This is a genomic window from Brevundimonas sp. Leaf168, from assembly GCF_001423685.1.
Lineage (GTDB): Bacteria > Pseudomonadota > Alphaproteobacteria > Caulobacterales > Caulobacteraceae > Brevundimonas > Brevundimonas vesicularis_C.
This window is the reverse complement of sequence record NZ_LMOY01000013.1, coordinates 163,391-181,551: the sequence shown is the minus strand read 5'-3', so window position 1 is coordinate 181,551 and position 18,161 is coordinate 163,391. Positions and strand designations below refer to the sequence as shown.

Sequence of the window (18,161 nt, the reverse complement as noted above, 5' to 3'; positions counted from 1 at the left end):
GACTTGGCCCATCGACCCTCATCCGGCCCTGCGGGCCACCTTCTCCCACCGGGAGAAGGATCGAGGCGATTAAGCCAGCGCCGCGCGCACCGCCGCCAGGCCGTCTTCGGCCTTGGAGCCGTCGGGGGCGCCGCCCTGGGCGAAGTCGGGTTTGCCGCCGGCGCCTTGGCCGCCCATGGCGATGACGGCGGCGCGAGCCAGGTCGGCGGCGTTGACGCGGTCTGTCAGGTCGGAGGTCACGGCGACGGTGACCGCGGCCTTGCCCTCGGTGACGCCGATCAGGGCGACCACGCCGGTGCCGACCTGTTTCCTGAAGTCTTCGGCGACGCCGCGCAGACCCTTGCCGTCCACGCCGTCCAGCACGCGGGCCATCAGCTTGACGCCGTTGATCTCCTCAGGCGCGGACGACGCGCCCGAGCCGCCGCCAAGGGCCAGCTGCTTCTTCAGCTCGGCGACCTGTTTCTCCAGCGACTTGACCGAGGCGGTCAGGCTGTCGACGCGGGCGGGGACGTCGGCGGTCTGGACCTTGAAGCTCTGGGCCAGCGAACGGGCGACGCCGGCCTGGGCCAGCAGATACTGACGCGCGGCCTCGCCGGTCAGGGCTTCGATGCGGCGCACGCCGGCGGCGACGCCGGTTTCCTGAACGATCTTGAACAGGGCGATGTCGCCGGTGCGCGCGACGTGGGTGCCGCCGCACAGTTCGACCGAATAGGGGGCGTTGTCGCTGACCAGCGAGCGACCGAGCGTCAGGACGCGGACCTCGTCGCCGTATTTCTCGCCGAACAGGGCGATGGCGCCGGCCTCAATCGCCTCCTGCGGGGCCATCAGTTTCGTCTCCGCCGGGACGTTCTGGCGGATGACGGCGTTGACCTCGGTCTCGATGGCCGACAGTTCGGCCTCGGTGAGCGGGGCGCCGTGGCTGAAATCGAAGCGGGCGCGCTCGGCGTCGACCAGCTGACCCTTCTGGGCGACTGCGGGGCCGAGCACATTCTTCAGCGCCGTATGCAGCAGGTGGGCGGCGGAGTGGTTGGCGCGGCTGGTGCGGCGCTTCTCGGCGTCCACCAGCTGGGCGGCGCGGGTTCCGATCTCCAGCTTGCCGGCCGTGACCTGGGCCACCAGGACATGCAGGTCGCCGGCGTGTTTGCGCACATCGATGACCTCGGCCTCGCCACCCGGCCATTCCAGGGTTCCGTGATCTCCGGCCTGGCCGCCGCTTTCGGCATAGAAGGGTGTGGTGTCGAACAAGACTTCAACGATGTCGCCGGCCTCGGCCGTCTCGACCGGCGCGCCGGCGTTCATCAGAGCCAGGACCTCGCCCGAGCCCTCGATATTGTCGTAGCCGGTGAAGACGGTCGGCCCCATACGGTCGCGGATCGCCAGCCATTCGTTGGTGTTGGCGGTCTGGCCCGAGCCTTTCCAGTTCTCGCGCGAACGCTGGCGCTGTTCGGCCATGGCGGTCTCAAAGCCGTCGACATTGACCGAGAAGCCGCGACGACGGGCCTCATCCTGGGTCAGGTCCAGCGGGAAGCCGTAGGTGTCGGACAGGGTGAAGGCCGTCTGGCCGTCCAGCATGTCGCCGGGACGGAAGCCCTGAACCGCCGTGTCGAACAGGGCCATGCCGCGGCCGAGCGTGGTGCGGAAGCGGACCTCTTCCTGCTTCAGCGTATCCTCGATGAAGGGCTGGGCGCGGGCCAGTTCAGGATAGGCGTCGCCCATCTGGGCGACCAGGGTCGGGACCAGACGGTGCATCAGGGGATCGGCGGCGCCCAGCAGGTGGGCGTGGCGCATGGCGCGGCGCATGATGCGGCGCAGCACATAGCCCCGGCCTTCGTTCGACGGGGTGACGCCGTCGGCGATCAGGAAGGACGACGAGCGCAGGTGGTCGGCGATGACCCGGTGGCTGGCGGCCTGGTCGCCGTCCGACTTGGTCGAGGTGGCGTCTTCGGACGCGGCGATCAGGGTCTTGAACAGGTCGGTTTCGAAGACCGAATGCACGCCCTGGAGCACGGTGGTCATCCGTTCCAGACCCATGCCGGTGTCCACGCTGGGCTTGGGAAGGTTGCGAACGATCTGATCGTTCTCCTTCTCATACTGCATGAAGACGTTGTTCCAGATCTCGACGTAGCGGTCGCCGTCCTCGTCCGGCGAACCGGGAGGGCCGCCGGCGATCTTGTCGCCGTGGTCCCAGAAGATTTCGGTGCAGGGCCCGCAGGGACCGCTGTCGCCCATGGCCCAGAAGTTGTCCGAGCCGGCGATGCGGATGATCTTGTCGTCGGAGAAGCCGGTGACCTTTTTCCAGATCGCGGCGGCCTCGTCGTCATCGATATAGACGGTGACCAAGAGGCGTTTGGGGTCGAGGTCGAAGTCCTGGGTGACCAGGTTCCACGCCTTCTCGATGGCGTGTTCCTTGAAATAGTCGCCGAACGAGAAGTTCCCCAGCATCTCGAAGAAGGTCAGGTGGCGCGCGGTGTAGCCGACATTGTCCAGGTCGTTGTGCTTGCCCCCGGCGCGGACGCATTTCTGCGAGCTGGTCGCGCGCGGATAGGGCGGCTTGGCGGCGCCGGTGAAATAGTCCTTGAACGGCACCATGCCCGCATTGACGAAGAGCAGCGACGGATCGTTCTGCGGCACCAGGGGCGCCGAATGGACCTTGGCGTGGCCGTCCGCCGCGAAATAGTCGAGGTAGGTGGCGCGGATCTCGTTCAGGCTGGGCATTCGTCGTGTCTTCGGCTGGGGCGGTCGCTAGGAACCGGCGTCATATAGGGTTTTGGCGGGGAGCGCATCATCTCCGGGGGGAGAGGCGTGCGAGCCAGAGAACACGATGTCTCCTCCCCGCTTTGCGGGGAGGGGGACCGCGAAGCGGTGGAGGGGTTGTGGCCGCTTCCCTGCCCTTGGTCGGTGACGGTCCGAAGAGCCCCTCCGTCACTGCGCTGAAGAAGCGCCGCGCCACCTCCCCGCAAAGCAGGGAGGTGACGGAAGCGCCTGCCTTACACCCTCGGCGGCGGGCCGAACTTGTCGGACTGATAGTCCTGGATCGCCTGGATGATCTCGTCGCGGGTGTTCATGACGAAGGGGCCGTGGCTGAAGACCGGCTCGCCGATGGGATTGGCGTGGCCCAGGAGGACGACGGCGTCGGTGGTCGCCGTGATCTGAACCGCATCGCCGTCGGACAGGGCGGCGAGGTTCCATTGGGGCACGGGGGTTCCGGCGACGGCGATCTCGCCCTTGACGCCATAGAGGAAGACGTTGCGGCCACGGGCGACGGGAGTCTCGAACGTCGCGCCGGCGGGCAGGCGCGCGACCGCCAGATGAATGTCGATCAGCGACTGGATCGGCGCCTTGACGCCCAGCCAGTCGCCGGAGACCGGCTCGACCGTGACGCCGGCCTCGGTCGTGAAGGTCGGGATGTCGGATTTCTGCAGGCCGATATAGTCCGGCTTGGTCATCTTCAGCCGCGACGGCAGGTTGACCCACAGCTGCAGGATTTCCATCGGCCCGCCGTCGCGCTTGAAGGCGGCCGGTGACAGTTCGGCGTGGATCAGGCCCGAGCCGGCGGTCATCCACTGGATGCCGCCCGCCTTGATGATGCTCTCGCCGCCGCCGGAATCGTTGTGGGCCAGCTCGCCGTCCAGAATGAAGGTGACGGTCTCGAAGCCCCGGTGCGGGTGCGGGCCGAACGGCAGGCCGGCGTTGCCCGGCGCATAGGTCTGGGGCCCGTGGTGGTTCAGGAACAGGAAGGGATCGATCTGGTCCAGGCCGGGGCCGGGCACCGGACGCCGGGTGGTCAGGTCGCCGATGTCGTCGCGATGGGCGGGGTGCAGGCGAAGGACGGAACGGGGCTGGGTCATTCGCTACATATAGGGTGGCGGATCAGCCCTGACGAGACCAGGGTGGGCGAGATCAGCCTGGACGGGTCGCCGTGACAGGACGGGCGCGGCCGTCCCGCATCCATTCGCCGGCCCAGCCGTTCGCCGCCGCATGCAGACGCAGTTCGCCCTCCGACAGAGGGATGACGATGACCTCGCCCAGGGTGGAGACCGGGCCGGCGAAGCCCATTCGGTCGATCCCGGCCGGCGCGTCCAGACTTCGCCAGGCGCCCTCAACCCTACGGCCCTCGCCCCGGTCAGTCAGGGACAGCGACAGCAAGGGGCTTCCGTCCGGCTGGGCGATGCGCCAGCGGCCGTCCAGCGGGCCCATTGCGGCTTCGGCGTCGATCGCGGCCTGGGCCACGCCCTGATCATAGGTCGTCTGGCTGTCGGAGGGGCTGAACTCGTAGTCGCCGGCGTAGTCGTCGACCGCGACCGGAGCCGTCAGGGGGCGGCGATGCAGGTCGGTCGCGGCGTCCCCCTCGGCCGTTTCGCGTCCGAAACGGGACGGCGGCTGATAGGGGCGGACGGACGGCGCGCGATAGGTTTCCGGCGTCGCGTCCAGAAGACCGGTCGTCTGGATGGCGGGCTCCAGGGCGACGGCGGACATCAGGGCGAGCAGCAACATGAGCCCACCCTGCCAAATCGCCGGGCGCGTCGCCTAGCCGTCGATCGGGCGCAGAACGCAAACGTGATCCGTCGTGATGGAACCGACGTAAACCGCACAATCCGTCGATCTGGGGGTCTGTGCGTTGACACCGGCCCCACAGGGTCACAAAAGCCTTCGCAACCGCACACGGCGATTGAATTCATTCGCTTTTGAGAACCATTCGCATGAACCAGCCCAACCCGACGCCGGGTGGCGCCTCAAGCGACCGGACGGGTCGCTTCGTCACTCAACCGAACGGACATATCGCGCCGCTGTCGCCCCACATGGGCGTCTGGCGCTGGCACGTCACCATGACGGCCTCCATCCTGTTCCGCGCGACGATCATCGCCGCCACGGTCGGCGTGCTGTTCGTCCTGGCCTGGCTGGGCGCGCTGGCGTTCGGGCCCGAGGCGTTCCAGAGCGCGCTCGATCTGGCCGGATCGCCGCTGGGCCTGCTGGTCTTCTTCGGTCTGACGGTGGTGCTGTTCTCCTTCATCCTGAACGGCGCGCGCCACACCTATAACGACACCGGCAACGGGCTGACGGTGAAGTCGGCGACCGCCCTGTCGAACATCGCGGTCTGGGGGCCGATCCCGCTGGCCGTGCTGTTCTGGGTCGTGCTGTTCGCCACGGGGAGGGTTTCGCTGTGAGCGGCGCCGCAAAGTTCAAGAACAACGTCAAGGTCTCCGAGCGTCACGGCGCCGGCGAATGGCTGATCGAACGCATCCTGCTGGTGGCCCTGCTGCCGCTGGGCCTTTGGGTCGCCTCGACCGGCTTCACCCTGGCGGGCGCCGGCTATGACGCGGCGATGGCCTGGTTCGCCAATCCGCTGAACGCGGCCCTGATGGCGATCACCTCGGTGATCTTCTTCGGCTACGTCAGCCTAGCTTGGAAAGTCATTCTGGAAGACTACGTGCCCAACGTCGGAACGCGCGGCCTTCTGGTCCTGCTGCTGAACGTCGTCTTCCTGGTGCTGGCCGCCGCCAGCGTCTTCTTCATCGTGCGGCTGGCGCTGGGTTCGGCGCCGCTGCCCGCGGGTTTCGGAGCCTGATTAACTGATGGCCGCTTACGAACTGATCGATCACGAATACGACGTCGTCGTCGTTGGCGCCGGGGGCTCGGGCCTTCGCGCCGCGCTCGGCGCCGCCCAGCAGGGGCTGAAGGTCGCCTGCGTGACCAAGGTCTTCCCCACCCGCTCGCACACCGTCGCGGCCCAGGGCGGCATCTCCGCCTCGCTCGGCAACATGGGCGAGGACAGCTGGCAATGGCACATGTACGACACCGTCAAGGGGTCGGACTGGCTGGGCGACCAGGACTCGATCGAATATCTGGTGCGTAACGCGCCCAAGGCCGTCTATGAGCTGGAACACTGGGGCGTGCCCTTCAGCCGCACCGAAGAAGGCAAGATCTATCAGCGCGCCTTCGGCGGCATGACCCGCAACTTCGGCGAAGGCCCGGTGCAGCGCACCTGCGCCGCCGCCGACCGAACCGGCCACGCCATCCTGCACACCCTGTACGGCCAGTCGGTGCGCCGCGAGGTGAAGTTCTTCGTCGAATATTTCGCGCTGGACCTGATCATGCAGGACGGCGCCTGCACCGGCGTGACGGCGCTGCAACTGGACAACGGTCAGCTTCACCAGTTCCGCGCCAAGATGGTGGTTCTGGCGACCGGCGGATACGGCCGCGCCTACTTCAGCGCCACCTCGGCCCACACCTGCACCGGCGACGGCAATGCGATGGTGCTGCGCGCCGGCCTGCCGCTGCAGGACATGGAGTTCGTACAGTTCCACCCGACCGGCATCTATGGCGCCGGCTGCCTGATCACCGAGGGTGCACGCGGCGAGGGCGGTTATCTGACCAACTCGGAAGGCGAGCGCTTCATGGAGCGCTATGCGCCGACCGTGAAGGACCTGGCCCCGCGCGACATGGTCTCGCGCTCCATGACTATCGAAATCCGTGAAGGCCGCGGCGTGGGTCCGAACAAGGACCACATCTTCCTGCACCTGGATCACCTGGATCCGAAGATCCTGCACCAGCGCCTGCCGGGCATCTCGGAGTCGGCCAAGATCTTCGCCGGCGTGGACGTGACCAAGGAGCCGATCCCGGTCCTGCCGACGGTTCACTACAACATGGGCGGCATCCCCACGAACTATCACGGCGAAGTCCTGACGCTGCGCGACGGCAATCCCGACAGCGTGGTTCCCGGCCTGATGGCCGTGGGCGAGGCGGCCTGCGTTTCGGTTCACGGGGCCAACCGCCTGGGCTCCAACTCCCTGACCGACCTGGTGGTGTTCGGCCGCGCCGTCGGCCTGCGCTGCGGTGAAGTCGTCGACAAGGCCTCGGCCGTGCCGTCGGCCTCCAAGAGCCAGACCGACCAGCACCTGGCCCGCCTGGATCGTTTCCGCTACGCCGACGGCTCGACCCCGACCGCCGAGCTGCGTCTGTCGATGCAGCGCGCGATGCAGGCCGATGCGGCGGTGTTCCGTACCGGCGAAACCCTGCAGCAGGGCACCGACAAGCTGCGCGCCATCGAGGCGGCCGGCGCCGACATCAAGACCACCGATCGCGGCCTGATCTGGAATACGGACCTGGTCGAGACGCTGGAGTACGACAACCTGATCGCCCAGGCGATGGTGACGATCGAGGGCGGCCTGAACCGCACGGAATCGCGCGGCGCCCACGCCCGCGAAGACTATCCCGATCGCGACGACGTCAACTGGATGAAGCACACCCTGGCGTGGAAGCGTCCGGGCGAGCAGGTCCAGATCGATTATCGTCCGGTCCACAACTACACCATGTCCGACGACATCGCGTATATCGAACCGAAGGCGCGGGTTTACTAAGATGGTCCAGCTTACTCTCCCCAGAGGCTCCAAGCCGACGACCGGCAAGGTCCACAAGGCCGCGCCGGGCTCCAAGGACGTGAAGACCTACAAGGTCTATCGCTACGATCCGGAAACCGACGCCGATCCGCGCTGGGACACCTATGAGGTGCCGACCGGCGATCACGGGCCGATGCTGCTGGACGCGCTGATCCACATCAAGAACACCATCGATCCGACCCTGTCGTTCCGGCGCTCGTGCCGCGAGGGCATCTGCGGCTCGTGCTCGATGAACATTGACGGGCGCAACGCCCTGGCCTGCACCAAGGGCTGGGACGAATGCGCGTCCAACAACATCACCATCTCCCCCCTGCCCCACCAGCCGGTGGTCAAGGACCTGGTGACGGACCTGAGCCTGTTCTACGCCCAGTACGACTCGATCCAGCCGTATCTGCAATCGGACGAACCGGACCCTGAAAAGGAACGTCTGCAGACCCCGGCCGAGCGCGAGAAGCTGGACGGCCTGTACGAGTGCATCCTGTGCGCCTGCTGCTCGACCTCGTGCCCCAGCTACTGGTGGAACCAGGAAGAGTACCTGGGCCCGGCGGCGCTGCTGCAATCCTATCGCTGGATTTCCGACAGCCGCGACGACGCGACCCAGAAGCGTCTGGACGACCTGGAAGACCCGTTCAAACTGTATCGCTGCCACACGATCATGAACTGCGCCCAGGTCTGCCCCAAGGGCCTGAACCCGGCCAAAGCCATCGCCGAGACCAAGAAGCTGATGGTCGCGCCGAGCCGCAAGAAGGCGGCCTGAGTATCCGGCGCCGGGGGCCTTGCCTCCGGCGCCGCCTCGTTTAAGAGCGGCGCATGGCCAGCATCACCTATATCGAGCATGACGGAACCGAGCACGTCGTCGACGTGAAGTCGGGGCTGAGCGTCATGGAAGGCGCGATCCGCAACAATGTGCCGGGCATCGACGCGGACTGCGGCGGGGCCTGCGCCTGCGCGACCTGCCATGTCTATGTCGACGAAGCCTGGCGAGAGGCGACGGGCAAGCCGTCGGCCATGGAAGAGTCGATGTTGGACTTCGCCGAAGAGGTCGAGGCGAACAGCCGCCTGTCGTGCCAGATCCGGGTGTCGGACGCCCTGAACGGCCTGATCGTGCGGTTGCCGGAAAACCAGCACTGAAATGATCGACGCGCGGCTGATCGACCAGATCGGCCGATGGATCGACCAGCGCACCGAAACGATGGGCCAGGACGGTCCGCCGATCTTGGGGATCGCGGGATCGCAGGGTTCGGGAAAATCGACCCTGGCTAAGGCCGTCGCCGAGCGGTTCGCCGGGGCGAGCCTGTCGCTGGACGACGTCTATCTGACCAAGGCGGAGCGGGCGGCCATGGCGGCGCGGGTGCATCCGCTGTTCGCCACGCGCGGGCCGCCGGGGACGCATGACTTGGGCCTTCTGAACCGTCTGCTGGATCGGTTGCAGGGGGCGGGGCCGGACGATCTGACGCCTCTGCTGCGTTTCGACAAGCTGGCTGACGACCGGGCGGCCGAGGCGGACTGGCCTGTCGTGAAGGGTCGGCCGCGGGTCATCGTGCTGGAGGGATGGTGCCTAGGCGCGACGCCTCAGGCCGAGGCGGACCTGGTTGCACCGATCAACGCCCTAGAAGCCCAGAAGGATGTCGGGGGCGAATGGCGCAGGGCGGTCAATGCAGCGTTGAGCCAGCCCTACCTCCGCCTGCGCGCGCGGCTGGACGCCCTGATCTTTCTGAAGGCGCCAGGGTTCGATGTCGTGCTGGACTGGCGCTGCGAGCAGGAGGCGGGATTGATTGGGCAGGACGCCGTATCGCCCGAGCGACGCGCGGCCCTGGCGGTCTTCATCCAGCATTATGAGCGCCTGAGCCGGCATATGATGACGGGCGGCGTGGAGGCGGAAATGATCGTCGCCCTGGACCGGGACCGCGGGGTTCGCAGCCTTGAAGGCGGGCTTGGCGCCTGAGCCGCATCTGTGCGTTATCGGACCATGAGCCTGTTTGGATCCAAGCCCACCGTCGAGCCCGACCGCCGCATGAGCGCGCGCCGACCCGCAAACGCGCGCGGCGTCATCTGCGCGCCCGGCCTGGAGACGGCGTGTCTGATCGTCGATCTGTCGGACGCAGGGATGAAGCTGCGGCTGGACAGAGGCGGGGCCTTGCCGCGCGAGGTGGTCGTGGTCGATGTGGCCGCGGGCGTCGCCTATCCCGCCACCGTCGTCTGGCAGCGCGGGCAGGCGGCCGGGCTGAAACAGACCGGGGCCAAGTCGCTGAGAGGCCTGGCGCCGGCGAGGCTGATCCCCGCGCGCGACGCCTGGCTGAGGGCCGGCGGGCGCTGATTGACCGGCCTAGTCCGCCGTGTCGGCGGGCATGGAGCCGGCGTTGATGGCGATGCGGCCCACCAGCCCCTTGACGATCAGGTCCAGCGCCGATCCCTCGCGATAGTCGGCGGCGGCGACGAAGTTCACCCGATCCTCCGAGATCAGGGAATAGACCTTCTTCTGATCCCGCTCGTTGGAGCGCGGATCATAGACGGCGATCGAGAAGCCGCCCTTGGTGTGCATCATCTTCATGGTCGGCACGTCGGTGTCGCCGTCGCCGATGAAGATCATCCGGTCGAAGGGCACGGCGCGCTCGTCGTCGGGGATGAAGTGGTTGATGCGTTCGTGCTCCCAGTGGTTCTTCACGCCCTTGTTGATGCGGAACAGATACTGGGTCTTGGTGGTGTAGTTGACGCCGACCGCCGGCCAGGCCGCCTCACCTTTGTCGTCATAGACGTAGTGGGAGGCGAAGACGTGGGTCAGGGCGGGGCGGATCGGCGTGCCGTCGATCATCTCCTCCAGCCCGGCGGAGATGATGTAATGCTCGATCTCCAGCCCGTATTTGGCGCCGAAGGCGTTCATCCGGTCGAACCAGCTGAGATCCTTCAGCCCCTCGAACAGAGCCACCGCCTCGCCGTGCTGGCGCAGGGTCTTGCGCGTCACCGGGGCGCCGTTCTGGCGCGCGTGATGCAGCATCAGCTGCATGTACATCAGGATGCCGTCGCCGTCGGCGTCCTTGGTCAGGCGCTCGGCCTCTTCCCAGAAGGCGCCGATGCCCATGCCGACGGAGGGGATGAAGGACACCTCCTGCATATTGCCGCGCGCCAGGGTGCCGTCGAAATCATAGATCAGGGCGGTCTTCAGCAGCGGGGTCTTGGGTTCGGCCGTATCGGACATGGGGCGAGATCCTCAGTGGAAGCCCGCCCTCTATATCAGCCCGCCGCGCCCGTCGATTGGCGCCGCTGGCCGAAGGTGGGCGCCGCCGCCTTCTGCTCGGCCCAGTAGTCGGCGCCCGTCGTCGGCTTGAACATGGTGCGGGGCGACCCGTTGCGGGCCACCACGGCGAAGGTGTTGGTCGAGGCCTGATAGATCAGGGTGTCGCCGTTGGGCCGTTTGACGGTCTCGGCGTCGCGCGGAGGCTTTGTCGTGAAAGCCGTGACCTTGGTCAGATAATCCTCGGCCGAGCGTGCGCCGAAGTCTGCGCCGTTGCGGTCATAGAGACGCGCGATCTTGGCGTCGACGGTTTCGCGCCGATTGGCGGTCAGGACCGGCTTTTCCTGCGGCGTTGCGGCCTCTTCGCCTGTTGCCGGCATGGACGTCAGGGCGACGGGTTCGGCGCTCGCCGTCCGATCCCGCGTCTCGACCGCCGAACTGTTGTCGCAGCCGGCAAGCGCCAGCAGACCGCACAGGACCAGCGCGGCCCCTCCCCTTCTCAGCGTTCTCATTCTTCCCTCCAGATACCCGCTGGACGCGACGAAAGCACAACTTTATTGTTCGTGCAATGTTCTCGTCTCGACGGCGTCACGCGCGGCGGCTAGACCGTGGACATGGACAATCGCCTCCTTTCGAACCGCAAGATCCTGCTGATCGTGGGCGGCGGCATCGCGGCCTATAAGGCGCTGGAACTGGTGCGGCTGATCGCCAAGGCGGGCGGGCGGACGCGTGTGATCCTGACCGAATCCGGGGCCGAGTTCGTGACGCCCCTGTCGCTGGCGGCGCTGAGCGGCCATCCGGTGCGCTCGGGCCTGTTCCACCCGGAAGACGAGACCAGCATGGGCCATATCGAGCTGTCGCGCTGGGCAGACCTAGTGGTGGTGGCGCCTGCGACGGCCGGGCTGATCGCCAAGGCGGCGAACGGTTTGGCCGACGACCTGGCCTCGACGACCCTGATCGCCACGGACAAACGGGTGCTGTTGGCGCCGGCGATGAATGTGCGGATGTGGGAGCATCCGGCGGTTCAGGCCAATATGCAGCGGTTGAAGGCCTTTCCCGGCTTCCATGGCGTGGCGGTGGTGGGGCCGGATGACGGAGAGATGGCCTGCGGCGAATATGGGCCGGGTCGGATGGCGGAGCCCGCCGCGATCCTGGACGCCATTTCGGGCCTGCTGGCAGGCGCGGCCGGACAACCGCTCAAGGGACGCAAGGCCGTGGTCACGGCCGGGCCGACGTTCGAACCGATCGACCCGGTGCGGGGCCTGACCAACCGCTCCAGCGGCAAACAGGGCTACGCCATAGCCGCCGCTTTGGCCGAACTTGGGGCCGAGGTGACGTTAGTGTCGGGGCCGACGGCGCTGGCGGCGCCGACCGGCGTGACGCGGATCGATGTGGAGAGCGCGCTGGAGATGCAGGCGGCGACGCAGAGCGCCCTTCCCGCCGACATCGCCGTGCTGTCGGCCGCCGTAGCCGACTGGCGCGTGGACACCATCGCCGGCGGCAAGATCAAGAAGGGACCGGGCGGCCCGCCGACCCTGGCCCTGATCGAGAACCCCGACATCCTGGCCGGCGTCGCCGCGCCCGGTCCGAACCGCCCGGCCCTGGTCATCGGCTTCGCCGCCGAAACGACGGATCTGGAGGCCAATGCGCGCGCCAAGCTTTCGCGAAAGGGCTGCGACTGGATCGTGGGCAACGACGTGTCCGACGACGTGTTCGGATCGGACGGCAACGCCGTGCTGCTGGTCACTGCCGACAAGACCGAAACCTGGCCGCGCCAGTCCAAGACCGCCATCGCCCGGGCCGTCGCCGCCCGCATCGCCGATCTTTTCAAGGCCCCCGAATGACCGAGACCCCGATCCAAATTCTGCGCCTGCCGCATTCCGAAGGCTTGCCCCTGCCCGCCTATGAGACGGCCGGTTCGGCGGGCATGGACCTGCGCGCCGCCGTGCCTGAGGATCAGCCGATGACCCTGGCGCCGGGCCAGAGGGCGCTGGTGCCGACAGGGCTGAAGATCGCCCTGCCGCTGGGCTATGAGGCCCAAGTGCGGGCGCGCTCGGGACTGGCGTTGAAACACGGCATCATCTGCCCCAATGCGCCCGGCACCATCGACAGCGACTATCGCGGGGAGTGCGGCGTGATCCTGGCCAACATCGGCGCCGAGCCCTTCGTCATCCGCCGCGGTGAACGCATCGCCCAGCTGGTGATCGCCCGGCATGAGCGCGCGAACTGGATCGAGGTCGAAACGCTGGACGAGACGGCGCGCGGAACGGGTGGGTTCGGGTCGACGGGGCGGTAGGGACACGAAAGCGACATGGCGCCGATGTCGAAAATCTGGGCGCTGATCGCCAGACGCACCATCTTCTGGTTAGCCATAATGACACTGCTGAATCTGGCAGCGTATCTGATTACCGGATCGAGCGCGCCCTGGGTCATCCTGCCCATCGCGGCCCTCTTCCTCACGCTTGGCATGATGGCGCTTACCTAAGCGCGACCTGGATCCAGGCACTTGGATGGCAGCGTGGGGTCTGGGCCGCTTTTCTACACCAGCGGCGCGGTTGGCTGGATGAGGCTGGCCTTGCGGCGGATATGTTCGCGCCAGGCGGTGTAGAGGCCGCTGCTCGCGATCAGGGCGGCACCGGCCAGGGTGGTGAGGGTGGGCGTCGCGGCCATCAGCCACCAGCCGAAGACGATGGCGCCGACGATCTGGAGATAGTCGAAGGGCGCGACCACGGCGACCGGGGCCTTTTGCAGCGAGGCGGTCATGAAGAGCTGGGCCAGACCGCCAGCGACGCCCGATCCGACCAGCAGGCCGAAGGTGCCGATCGTGTGCCAATGGCCGATGAAGGGCAGCAGGATCGCCCCCACGACCGAGCAGGCGACGAAGAACCAGAAGACGATGGCGGCGACGTGTTCGGTGTCGCGCAGCTGGCGCAGGGTGATGGTCACGCCGGCCGTCAGCACCGCCCCGATCAGGGCGAAGGCCACGCCCGCCAGCGGCAGGACCGACTGGCCGACGCCCGGCCGCATGACCACGATCACGCCGATGAAGCCGACAGCGACGCCGGCCCAGCGGCGCGGGCCGACCGCCTCCTTCAGCACGAAGAAGGACAGGATGGTGGCGAAGATCGGAGCGGTGAAGCTGAGGGTCGTCGCATCGGCGAGAGGCAGCAGCGTCAGCGTCTGGAACAGGCACAGGATGGCCGCGACGCCCAGGGCGCTGCGTCCCAGATGAGCCAGGGGGCGGCGCGTCGACAGGGCCGAGAGGCCGCCCGGCTGGGTCAGCACCCAGGCCAGCACCACCGGCAGGCCGAAGAAGGCGCGGTAGAACAGCATTTCCGGCGCCGCGACGCCATCCTGCGACGCCAGCTTCAACGTCGCCGTCATGATCGAAAAACAGCCCGCGGCGGCGACGCGCAGAAGAATGCCGCGGACGATGTCCTGGCCCGCGGCTTTCGATGGATCAGGCGAAGGCCGCGCGGCGGCGACCATGTCGCGCGCTTAGGCCTGGCCGGTTTCGACCGGCTGCTGGGCGATCTGTTGCTGGCGCGCGATGTAGATGGCGGCGAAGTCGATGGGGTCCAGCTGGAACGGGGGATAGAAGCCGCCGTCCGCCGTGGCGCCCGAGATGATCTCGCGCGCGAACGGGAACAGGTAGCGCGGGCATTCGATCAGCAGCAGCGGCTCGATGTCCTGCTCCTGGACATTGGCCAGCTGGAACAGGCCGCCATAGACCAGTTCGACGTGGAAGACGGGCTGGTTCTCGTGGGTCGCCTTGATCGACAGCTTCAGATCCAGTTCGAACAGGCCGTCGGGGCGACCCTGGGCGGCCATTTCGACGCCGAGGTCGATCGCGGGCTTGCCGTCGATGCGCAGGGATTCAGGGGCGCGCGGGTTCTCGAACGAGAAGTCGCGGACGTATTGCGCCAGGATGCGGAAGCCGGGACCGGCGGGCTGGCCCTGTTGGGCGTCGCCTTGCTGGGGCTGTTCGGCGGGAGGAGCGGCGTCGGTCATGAAACGGTCTTTGGCGCAGTTTGGGGCCGATGAGGCCGGAATGAGGCGCCGCGACTACCATGCCGGGACGCTTGGCCGCAACGTCGCGCGCGCGATTGGGGGCGCGCTTCGCCTTGCCTCACCCTATATGAGCCCGTAATCACGCCAGACTCAGTGTTTGGCGCACCCGTCGTTCGCTACAGGAATCTCCTCTTGAACATGCCGGTTCAGTTCCAGGTCGTCATCTTCGCCTTCATCGCAGCCTTTGTGCTGTTCCAGCTCTACAATGTGCTGGGCAAGCGGGTGGGCCGTCAGCCGCAGGAAGACGCCAAGATCGCGCCGCCCGGCCCGGCCCAAGCCGAAACGCCCAAAGTCGCGGCGATCGACCCGGCGACCCTGGCTTCCATCGCCAGCCTGAAGGCGCGCGATCCGGCGTTCGACCCGGCCCGTTTCCTGGACGGCGCGCGTCAGGCCTATGAGACCATCGTTCGCGGCTACGCCGCCGGCGACCGGACCGCGCTGAAGCCGTTGCTGAAGCCCAACGTCTTCGCCTCGTTCGAGACCGGCATCGCAGCGCGCGAGACGCGTGGCGAGACCGAGACCGTCGAGTTCCTGTATCCGCCCCGGGCCGATCTGGAAGGCGCAGTTGCCGAGGGCGACAAGGCCGTGGCCAAGGTGCGCTTCCTGGCCGAACTGCGCAGCCGGGTGACCAAGGCTTCTGGCGAAACGGCGGACGCGACGACGGGCGAGCCGCTGGTCGAGGAACGCCGCACGGCCGAACACTGGACGTTCGAACGCACCCTGGGCGCGGCGGACCCGAACTGGGTCCTGGCGCGCGTCGAGCCGGCCAACGCCTGATGGCGGTCCGCGGCCGGTCGGGCGCGCTGGCGACGCTGACGGCCGCCCTGGCTGTCGCGGCCTGTTCGACCGGGCCGATGACGCCGACGGGGACGACAGGGCCGCAGACAGGGCCGATCCCCTATACGCCATCGCCCAATCCGACCCCGCCTCCCGCGCCGTCCGACGCTCTGAGCCCCGCCGTGCTGCCGGGCTGGAGCCAGGAGGACCATCTGGCCGCCTTTCGGGCCTATGTGGATGGGTGCGGCGCGGCGCGCGACGAGGCCGCACGCCGGGTCTGCGGACGCGCCAAGGCCATGGCGACGACGATGACGATCACGCCGTCGCAGGCGCGCGCCTTCTTCGAGGCCAGCTTCAGCGCGATCCCGGCTCAGACGCCGGACGGGCGACCGGGCCTGCTGACCTCCTATTTCGCGCCCGAGTATCCGGCGCGGCGACGGCCGGACGCCGAGTTCTCGGCCCCCGTCCTGCCCAAGCCCGCCAATCCACGCGCCGCCGGCGACCGGGCCTATATCGAATCCGCCGCTCGGCCCGAGCAGGCCCTGGCCTGGATGCGGGCCGAGGACCTGTTCTTTCTGCAGATCCAGGGGTCGGGCTATCTGACGTTCGAGGACGGCACGCGCGGCCGCGCCGCCTATGCCGCCGACAACGGCAAGCCGTTCGTAGGCATCGCCCGACCGATGGCGCAGCAGGGATTGTTGCCGCAGAACGGCACCTCCGGCGATGCGATCCGGGACTGGCTGGCCAGCCACCGCGGCTACGAGGCGCAGGCGGTCATGGCGCTGAACCCACGCTACATCTTCTTCCGGCTGGACCCGGACGATGACGGCCACCCGGCGGGGGCGGCAGGCGTGCCCCTGACCGAGCGGCGGGCCATCGCGGTCGACCCGGCCCACTGGCGTTATGGCGAACTGGTCTGGCTGGAGGCCGACGGGGGCAATCTGCGCGGCGCCACGGCCAGCTATCGCGGTCTGGCCATGGCGCTGGACACGGGATCGGCCATTCGCGGACCTGTGCGGGCCGACCTCTATATGGGGCGCGGCGACGCGGCCGGGGCCGAGGCCGGAACCGTACGCCATCCTTTAAGGATGTGGCGCCTGGTCCCGAAGGGTTAGGCGACGGTCAGGGTCACCGCGATATTGCCCCGCGTGGCGTGCGAATAGGGGCAGACGGTATCCGCCTCGGCGACAAGGGCTTCGGCCTCGGCGCGATCCACGCCAGGCAGGCTGACCTCCAGCGCCACCTCTAGGCCGAAGCCCTTGTCGCTGCGCGGACCGATGCCGACCGTGGCGTTGACGGCGGCGTCGGCTGGCACCTTGGCGTAACCGCCCTGAGAGGCGACGAACTTCATGGCGCCGAGGAAGCAGGCGGCATAGCCGGCCGCGAACAGCTGTTCGGGGTTATTGCCGACGCCGGCGCCGCCCAACTCCTTGGGCGTGCCCAGCGCGACATCCAGGGTGCCGTCGTTGGTGGCGGCGCGGCCGTCGCGGCCGCCCGTGGCGACGGCGGTGGTGCGGTACAGGGTATTGATGGACATAGGGATCAGCTCCGGAAGGGCGTAAATATCGTGCGCGATTTAATCGCGTGACGTGATTTAGTGCGCCCGGTAGGAGGCGTCAAGCTTGCGATTGTATCGCGTGCGATTATTATCTGCCTATGACCTCACTCGCCCCCCCCTCCGCCGCCATGGCCGTCGATGACATGCTGTGTTTCGCCGCCTATTCGGCGAACCTGGCGTTCAACCGGTTCTACAAGCCGCTGCTGGACCGGATGGGCCTGACCTATCCGCAGTTCCTGGCCATGGCCCTGCTCTGGCGTGAGGACGAACAGACGGTCGGCCGGCTGGGCGAGCAGCTGTTTCTCGAATCCAATACCCTGACCCCGCTGATCAAACGGCTGGAGGCGGCCGGGCTGGTGACGCGGGCGCGCGACAGGGCGGATGAGCGGGTGGTGCGCGTCAGCCTGACCGACACAGGACGGGCGTTGGCTGTCGAGGCCGCCTGCCTGCCGCAATCGGTATTGGACGCCACCGAGATGACGCCCGAAGCCCTGACCGACCTGCGCCAAGGCCTGGGGGCGCTGCGCGACAAGCTGCGGGCGGCCCAGCCGCCGGCCGAGGGCTAGGCCAGGTCTTCGATCTCGTCTTCGGTCAGTTCGCCGGGGACGATGGTGACGGGCAGTTTGCGGCCGCCGATCTGCGCGCCCTGTTTGATGATGGCCGAGACCAGCGGGCCGGGGCCGCGCGAGCTGGTTCCGGCGGCCAGCACCAGGATCTTGATCTCAGGGTCGGCGGCGACGACCTTCTTGATCGCGGCCTGGGCGTCGCCCTTTTCAATCAGGAAGACCGGCGCGGCGCCGGAGCGGGTCTGCGCCTCCTCGCCCAGGCGGTTGAGCAGGATTTCCGCCTCCTGGCGCTGCTGGCGTTCGATTTCCTCGCGCACGCCCGACCAGTGGGCGTCGCTGTCGGTCGGCAGGACGCGCAGCATGACCACGCGCCCGCCCGTCGATTTCGCCCGGCGCGAGGCGAACCGCAGGGCGGCCTCGAACTCCGGACTGTCGTCGACGACGACGAGGAACTTTCTCGGCATTGCGGCCTCCCCAGCCTGATCAGCGGCTGAAGAGGCCGTGCGACGACGGCTTCGTCAAGCAGAGCGTCCACATAGCGTGCTCAAGTACGCCTAAAG

General features: G+C 67.8%; 22 protein-coding genes. 13 read left to right on the top strand and 9 right to left on the bottom strand.

Annotation, left to right across the window (positions count from 1 at the left end):
- Positions 1–69: 69 nt before the first annotated feature.
- The 3 genes from alaS to ASF81_RS14130 all read right to left on the bottom strand — a co-directional run bounded on the left by alaS (position 70) and on the right by ASF81_RS14130 (position 4,494).
- Entirely contained in the window at positions 70–2,715 is a 2,646-nt protein-coding gene (gene alaS, locus ASF81_RS14140; RefSeq protein ID WP_055809730.1) for an alanine--tRNA ligase, read from the bottom strand.
- A gap of 272 nt (positions 2,716–2,987) precedes the next feature.
- On the bottom strand, positions 2,988–3,848 hold the full coding sequence (locus tag ASF81_RS14135) for a pirin family protein (protein ID WP_055809727.1): 861 nt from the start codon (positions 3,846–3,848) through the stop codon (positions 2,988–2,990).
- Positions 3,849–3,900: 52 nt separating this feature from the next.
- Entirely contained in the window at positions 3,901–4,494 is a 594-nt protein-coding gene (locus tag ASF81_RS14130) for a hypothetical protein (RefSeq protein WP_055809724.1), read from the bottom strand.
- A gap of 206 nt (positions 4,495–4,700) precedes the next feature.
- On the opposite strand from ASF81_RS14130, the gene sdhC reads away from it, so the two are divergent.
- Genes sdhC through ASF81_RS14095 form a run of 7 tightly spaced genes read left to right on the top strand, consistent with a single transcriptional unit; the run spans position 4,701 to position 9,714 of the window.
- Positions 4,701–5,165, top strand: a complete 465-nt coding sequence (gene sdhC, locus ASF81_RS14125; RefSeq protein ID WP_017506653.1) for a succinate dehydrogenase, cytochrome b556 subunit — start codon at positions 4,701–4,703, stop codon at positions 5,163–5,165.
- Positions 5,162–5,566: a succinate dehydrogenase, hydrophobic membrane anchor protein gene (gene sdhD, locus ASF81_RS14120; protein ID WP_055755118.1), complete on the top strand. Its 405-nt coding sequence runs from the start codon at positions 5,162–5,164 to the stop codon at positions 5,564–5,566. Before sdhC ends, sdhD begins: the two co-directional genes overlap by 4 nt.
- Positions 5,567–5,573: 7 nt before the next feature.
- Positions 5,574–7,358, top strand: coding sequence for a succinate dehydrogenase flavoprotein subunit (gene sdhA, locus ASF81_RS14115; RefSeq protein WP_055809722.1), 1,785 nt, complete (start codon positions 5,574–5,576; stop codon positions 7,356–7,358).
- Between the two features lies 1 nt (position 7,359).
- Complete coding sequence (locus tag ASF81_RS14110) at positions 7,360–8,154, top strand: succinate dehydrogenase iron-sulfur subunit (protein ID WP_055755116.1); 795 nt, start codon at positions 7,360–7,362, stop codon at positions 8,152–8,154.
- Positions 8,155–8,207: 53 nt separating this feature from the next.
- Complete coding sequence (locus tag ASF81_RS14105) at positions 8,208–8,528, top strand: 2Fe-2S iron-sulfur cluster-binding protein (RefSeq protein WP_055809719.1); 321 nt, start codon at positions 8,208–8,210, stop codon at positions 8,526–8,528.
- Between the two features lies 1 nt (position 8,529).
- Positions 8,530–9,342, top strand: a complete 813-nt coding sequence (locus tag ASF81_RS14100) for a kinase (RefSeq protein ID WP_082503583.1) — start codon at positions 8,530–8,532, stop codon at positions 9,340–9,342.
- Positions 9,343–9,366: 24 nt separating this feature from the next.
- Complete coding sequence (locus tag ASF81_RS14095) at positions 9,367–9,714, top strand: PilZ domain-containing protein (protein WP_055809716.1); 348 nt, start codon at positions 9,367–9,369, stop codon at positions 9,712–9,714.
- A gap of 9 nt (positions 9,715–9,723) precedes the next feature.
- Here ASF81_RS14095 and ASF81_RS14090 read toward each other — a convergent pair whose 3' ends face one another.
- On the bottom strand, positions 9,724–10,593 hold the full coding sequence (locus tag ASF81_RS14090; protein ID WP_055809713.1) for an HAD family hydrolase: 870 nt from the start codon (positions 10,591–10,593) through the stop codon (positions 9,724–9,726).
- 35 nt (positions 10,594–10,628) lie between these two features.
- Positions 10,629–11,141, bottom strand: a complete 513-nt coding sequence (locus ASF81_RS14085; RefSeq protein WP_055809709.1) for a hypothetical protein — start codon at positions 11,139–11,141, stop codon at positions 10,629–10,631.
- 102 nt (positions 11,142–11,243) lie between these two features.
- Here ASF81_RS14085 and coaBC point away from each other — a divergent pair, with 102 nt between their 5' ends.
- Genes coaBC through ASF81_RS15140 form a run of 3 tightly spaced genes read left to right on the top strand, consistent with a single transcriptional unit; the run spans position 11,244 to position 13,114 of the window.
- Positions 11,244–12,473, top strand: a complete 1,230-nt coding sequence (coaBC, locus tag ASF81_RS14080) for a bifunctional phosphopantothenoylcysteine decarboxylase/phosphopantothenate--cysteine ligase CoaBC (RefSeq protein ID WP_055809843.1) — start codon at positions 11,244–11,246, stop codon at positions 12,471–12,473.
- A complete protein-coding gene (gene dut / locus ASF81_RS14075) occupies positions 12,470–12,925 on the top strand; it encodes a dUTP diphosphatase (RefSeq protein WP_055809706.1) in 456 nt (151 codons plus the stop codon). Before coaBC ends, dut begins: the two co-directional genes overlap by 4 nt.
- 15 nt (positions 12,926–12,940) lie before the next feature.
- Complete coding sequence (locus tag ASF81_RS15140) at positions 12,941–13,114, top strand: hypothetical protein (RefSeq protein WP_156363291.1); 174 nt, start codon at positions 12,941–12,943, stop codon at positions 13,112–13,114.
- Positions 13,115–13,167: 53 nt separating this feature from the next.
- On the opposite strand, the gene ASF81_RS14070 is transcribed toward ASF81_RS15140, so the two are convergent.
- On the bottom strand, positions 13,168–14,118 hold the full coding sequence (locus tag ASF81_RS14070; protein WP_055809703.1) for a DMT family transporter: 951 nt from the start codon (positions 14,116–14,118) through the stop codon (positions 13,168–13,170).
- A 9-nt stretch (positions 14,119–14,127) separates the two neighbouring features.
- Positions 14,128–14,640 carry a protein-export chaperone SecB gene (gene secB / locus ASF81_RS14065; RefSeq protein ID WP_017505358.1) on the bottom strand — a complete coding sequence of 171 codons (513 nt, stop codon included), beginning with the start codon at positions 14,638–14,640 and terminating at the stop codon, positions 14,128–14,130.
- 198 nt (positions 14,641–14,838) lie between these two features.
- Here secB and timA point away from each other — a divergent pair, with 198 nt between their 5' ends.
- Together timA and ASF81_RS14055 are read left to right on the top strand one after the other, a co-directional pair.
- The gene (gene timA / locus ASF81_RS14060) at positions 14,839–15,477 is read left to right on the top strand and encodes a TIM44-related membrane protein TimA (RefSeq protein WP_055809699.1); all 639 of its coding nucleotides are present in this window, start codon (positions 14,839–14,841) and stop codon (positions 15,475–15,477) included.
- Entirely contained in the window at positions 15,477–16,592 is a 1,116-nt protein-coding gene (locus ASF81_RS14055) for an MltA domain-containing protein (RefSeq protein WP_055809696.1), read from the top strand. The genes timA and ASF81_RS14055 overlap by 1 nt, the downstream gene beginning before the upstream one ends.
- On the opposite strand, the gene ASF81_RS14050 is transcribed toward ASF81_RS14055, so the two are convergent.
- Positions 16,589–17,008: an organic hydroperoxide resistance protein gene (locus ASF81_RS14050; RefSeq protein ID WP_369814920.1), complete on the bottom strand. Its 420-nt coding sequence runs from the start codon at positions 17,006–17,008 to the stop codon at positions 16,589–16,591. The genes ASF81_RS14055 and ASF81_RS14050 overlap by 4 nt on opposite strands.
- Before the next feature lie 125 nt (positions 17,009–17,133).
- On the opposite strand from ASF81_RS14050, the gene ASF81_RS14045 reads away from it, so the two are divergent.
- A complete protein-coding gene (locus tag ASF81_RS14045; RefSeq protein ID WP_055809691.1) occupies positions 17,134–17,601 on the top strand; it encodes a MarR family winged helix-turn-helix transcriptional regulator in 468 nt (155 codons plus the stop codon).
- On the opposite strand, the gene ASF81_RS14040 is transcribed toward ASF81_RS14045, so the two are convergent.
- The gene (locus tag ASF81_RS14040) at positions 17,598–18,065 is read right to left on the bottom strand and encodes a universal stress protein (protein ID WP_055809688.1); all 468 of its coding nucleotides are present in this window, start codon (positions 18,063–18,065) and stop codon (positions 17,598–17,600) included. The two genes, ASF81_RS14045 and ASF81_RS14040, sit on opposite strands and share 4 nt — an antisense overlap.
- Positions 18,066–18,161: the final 96 nt, after the last annotated feature.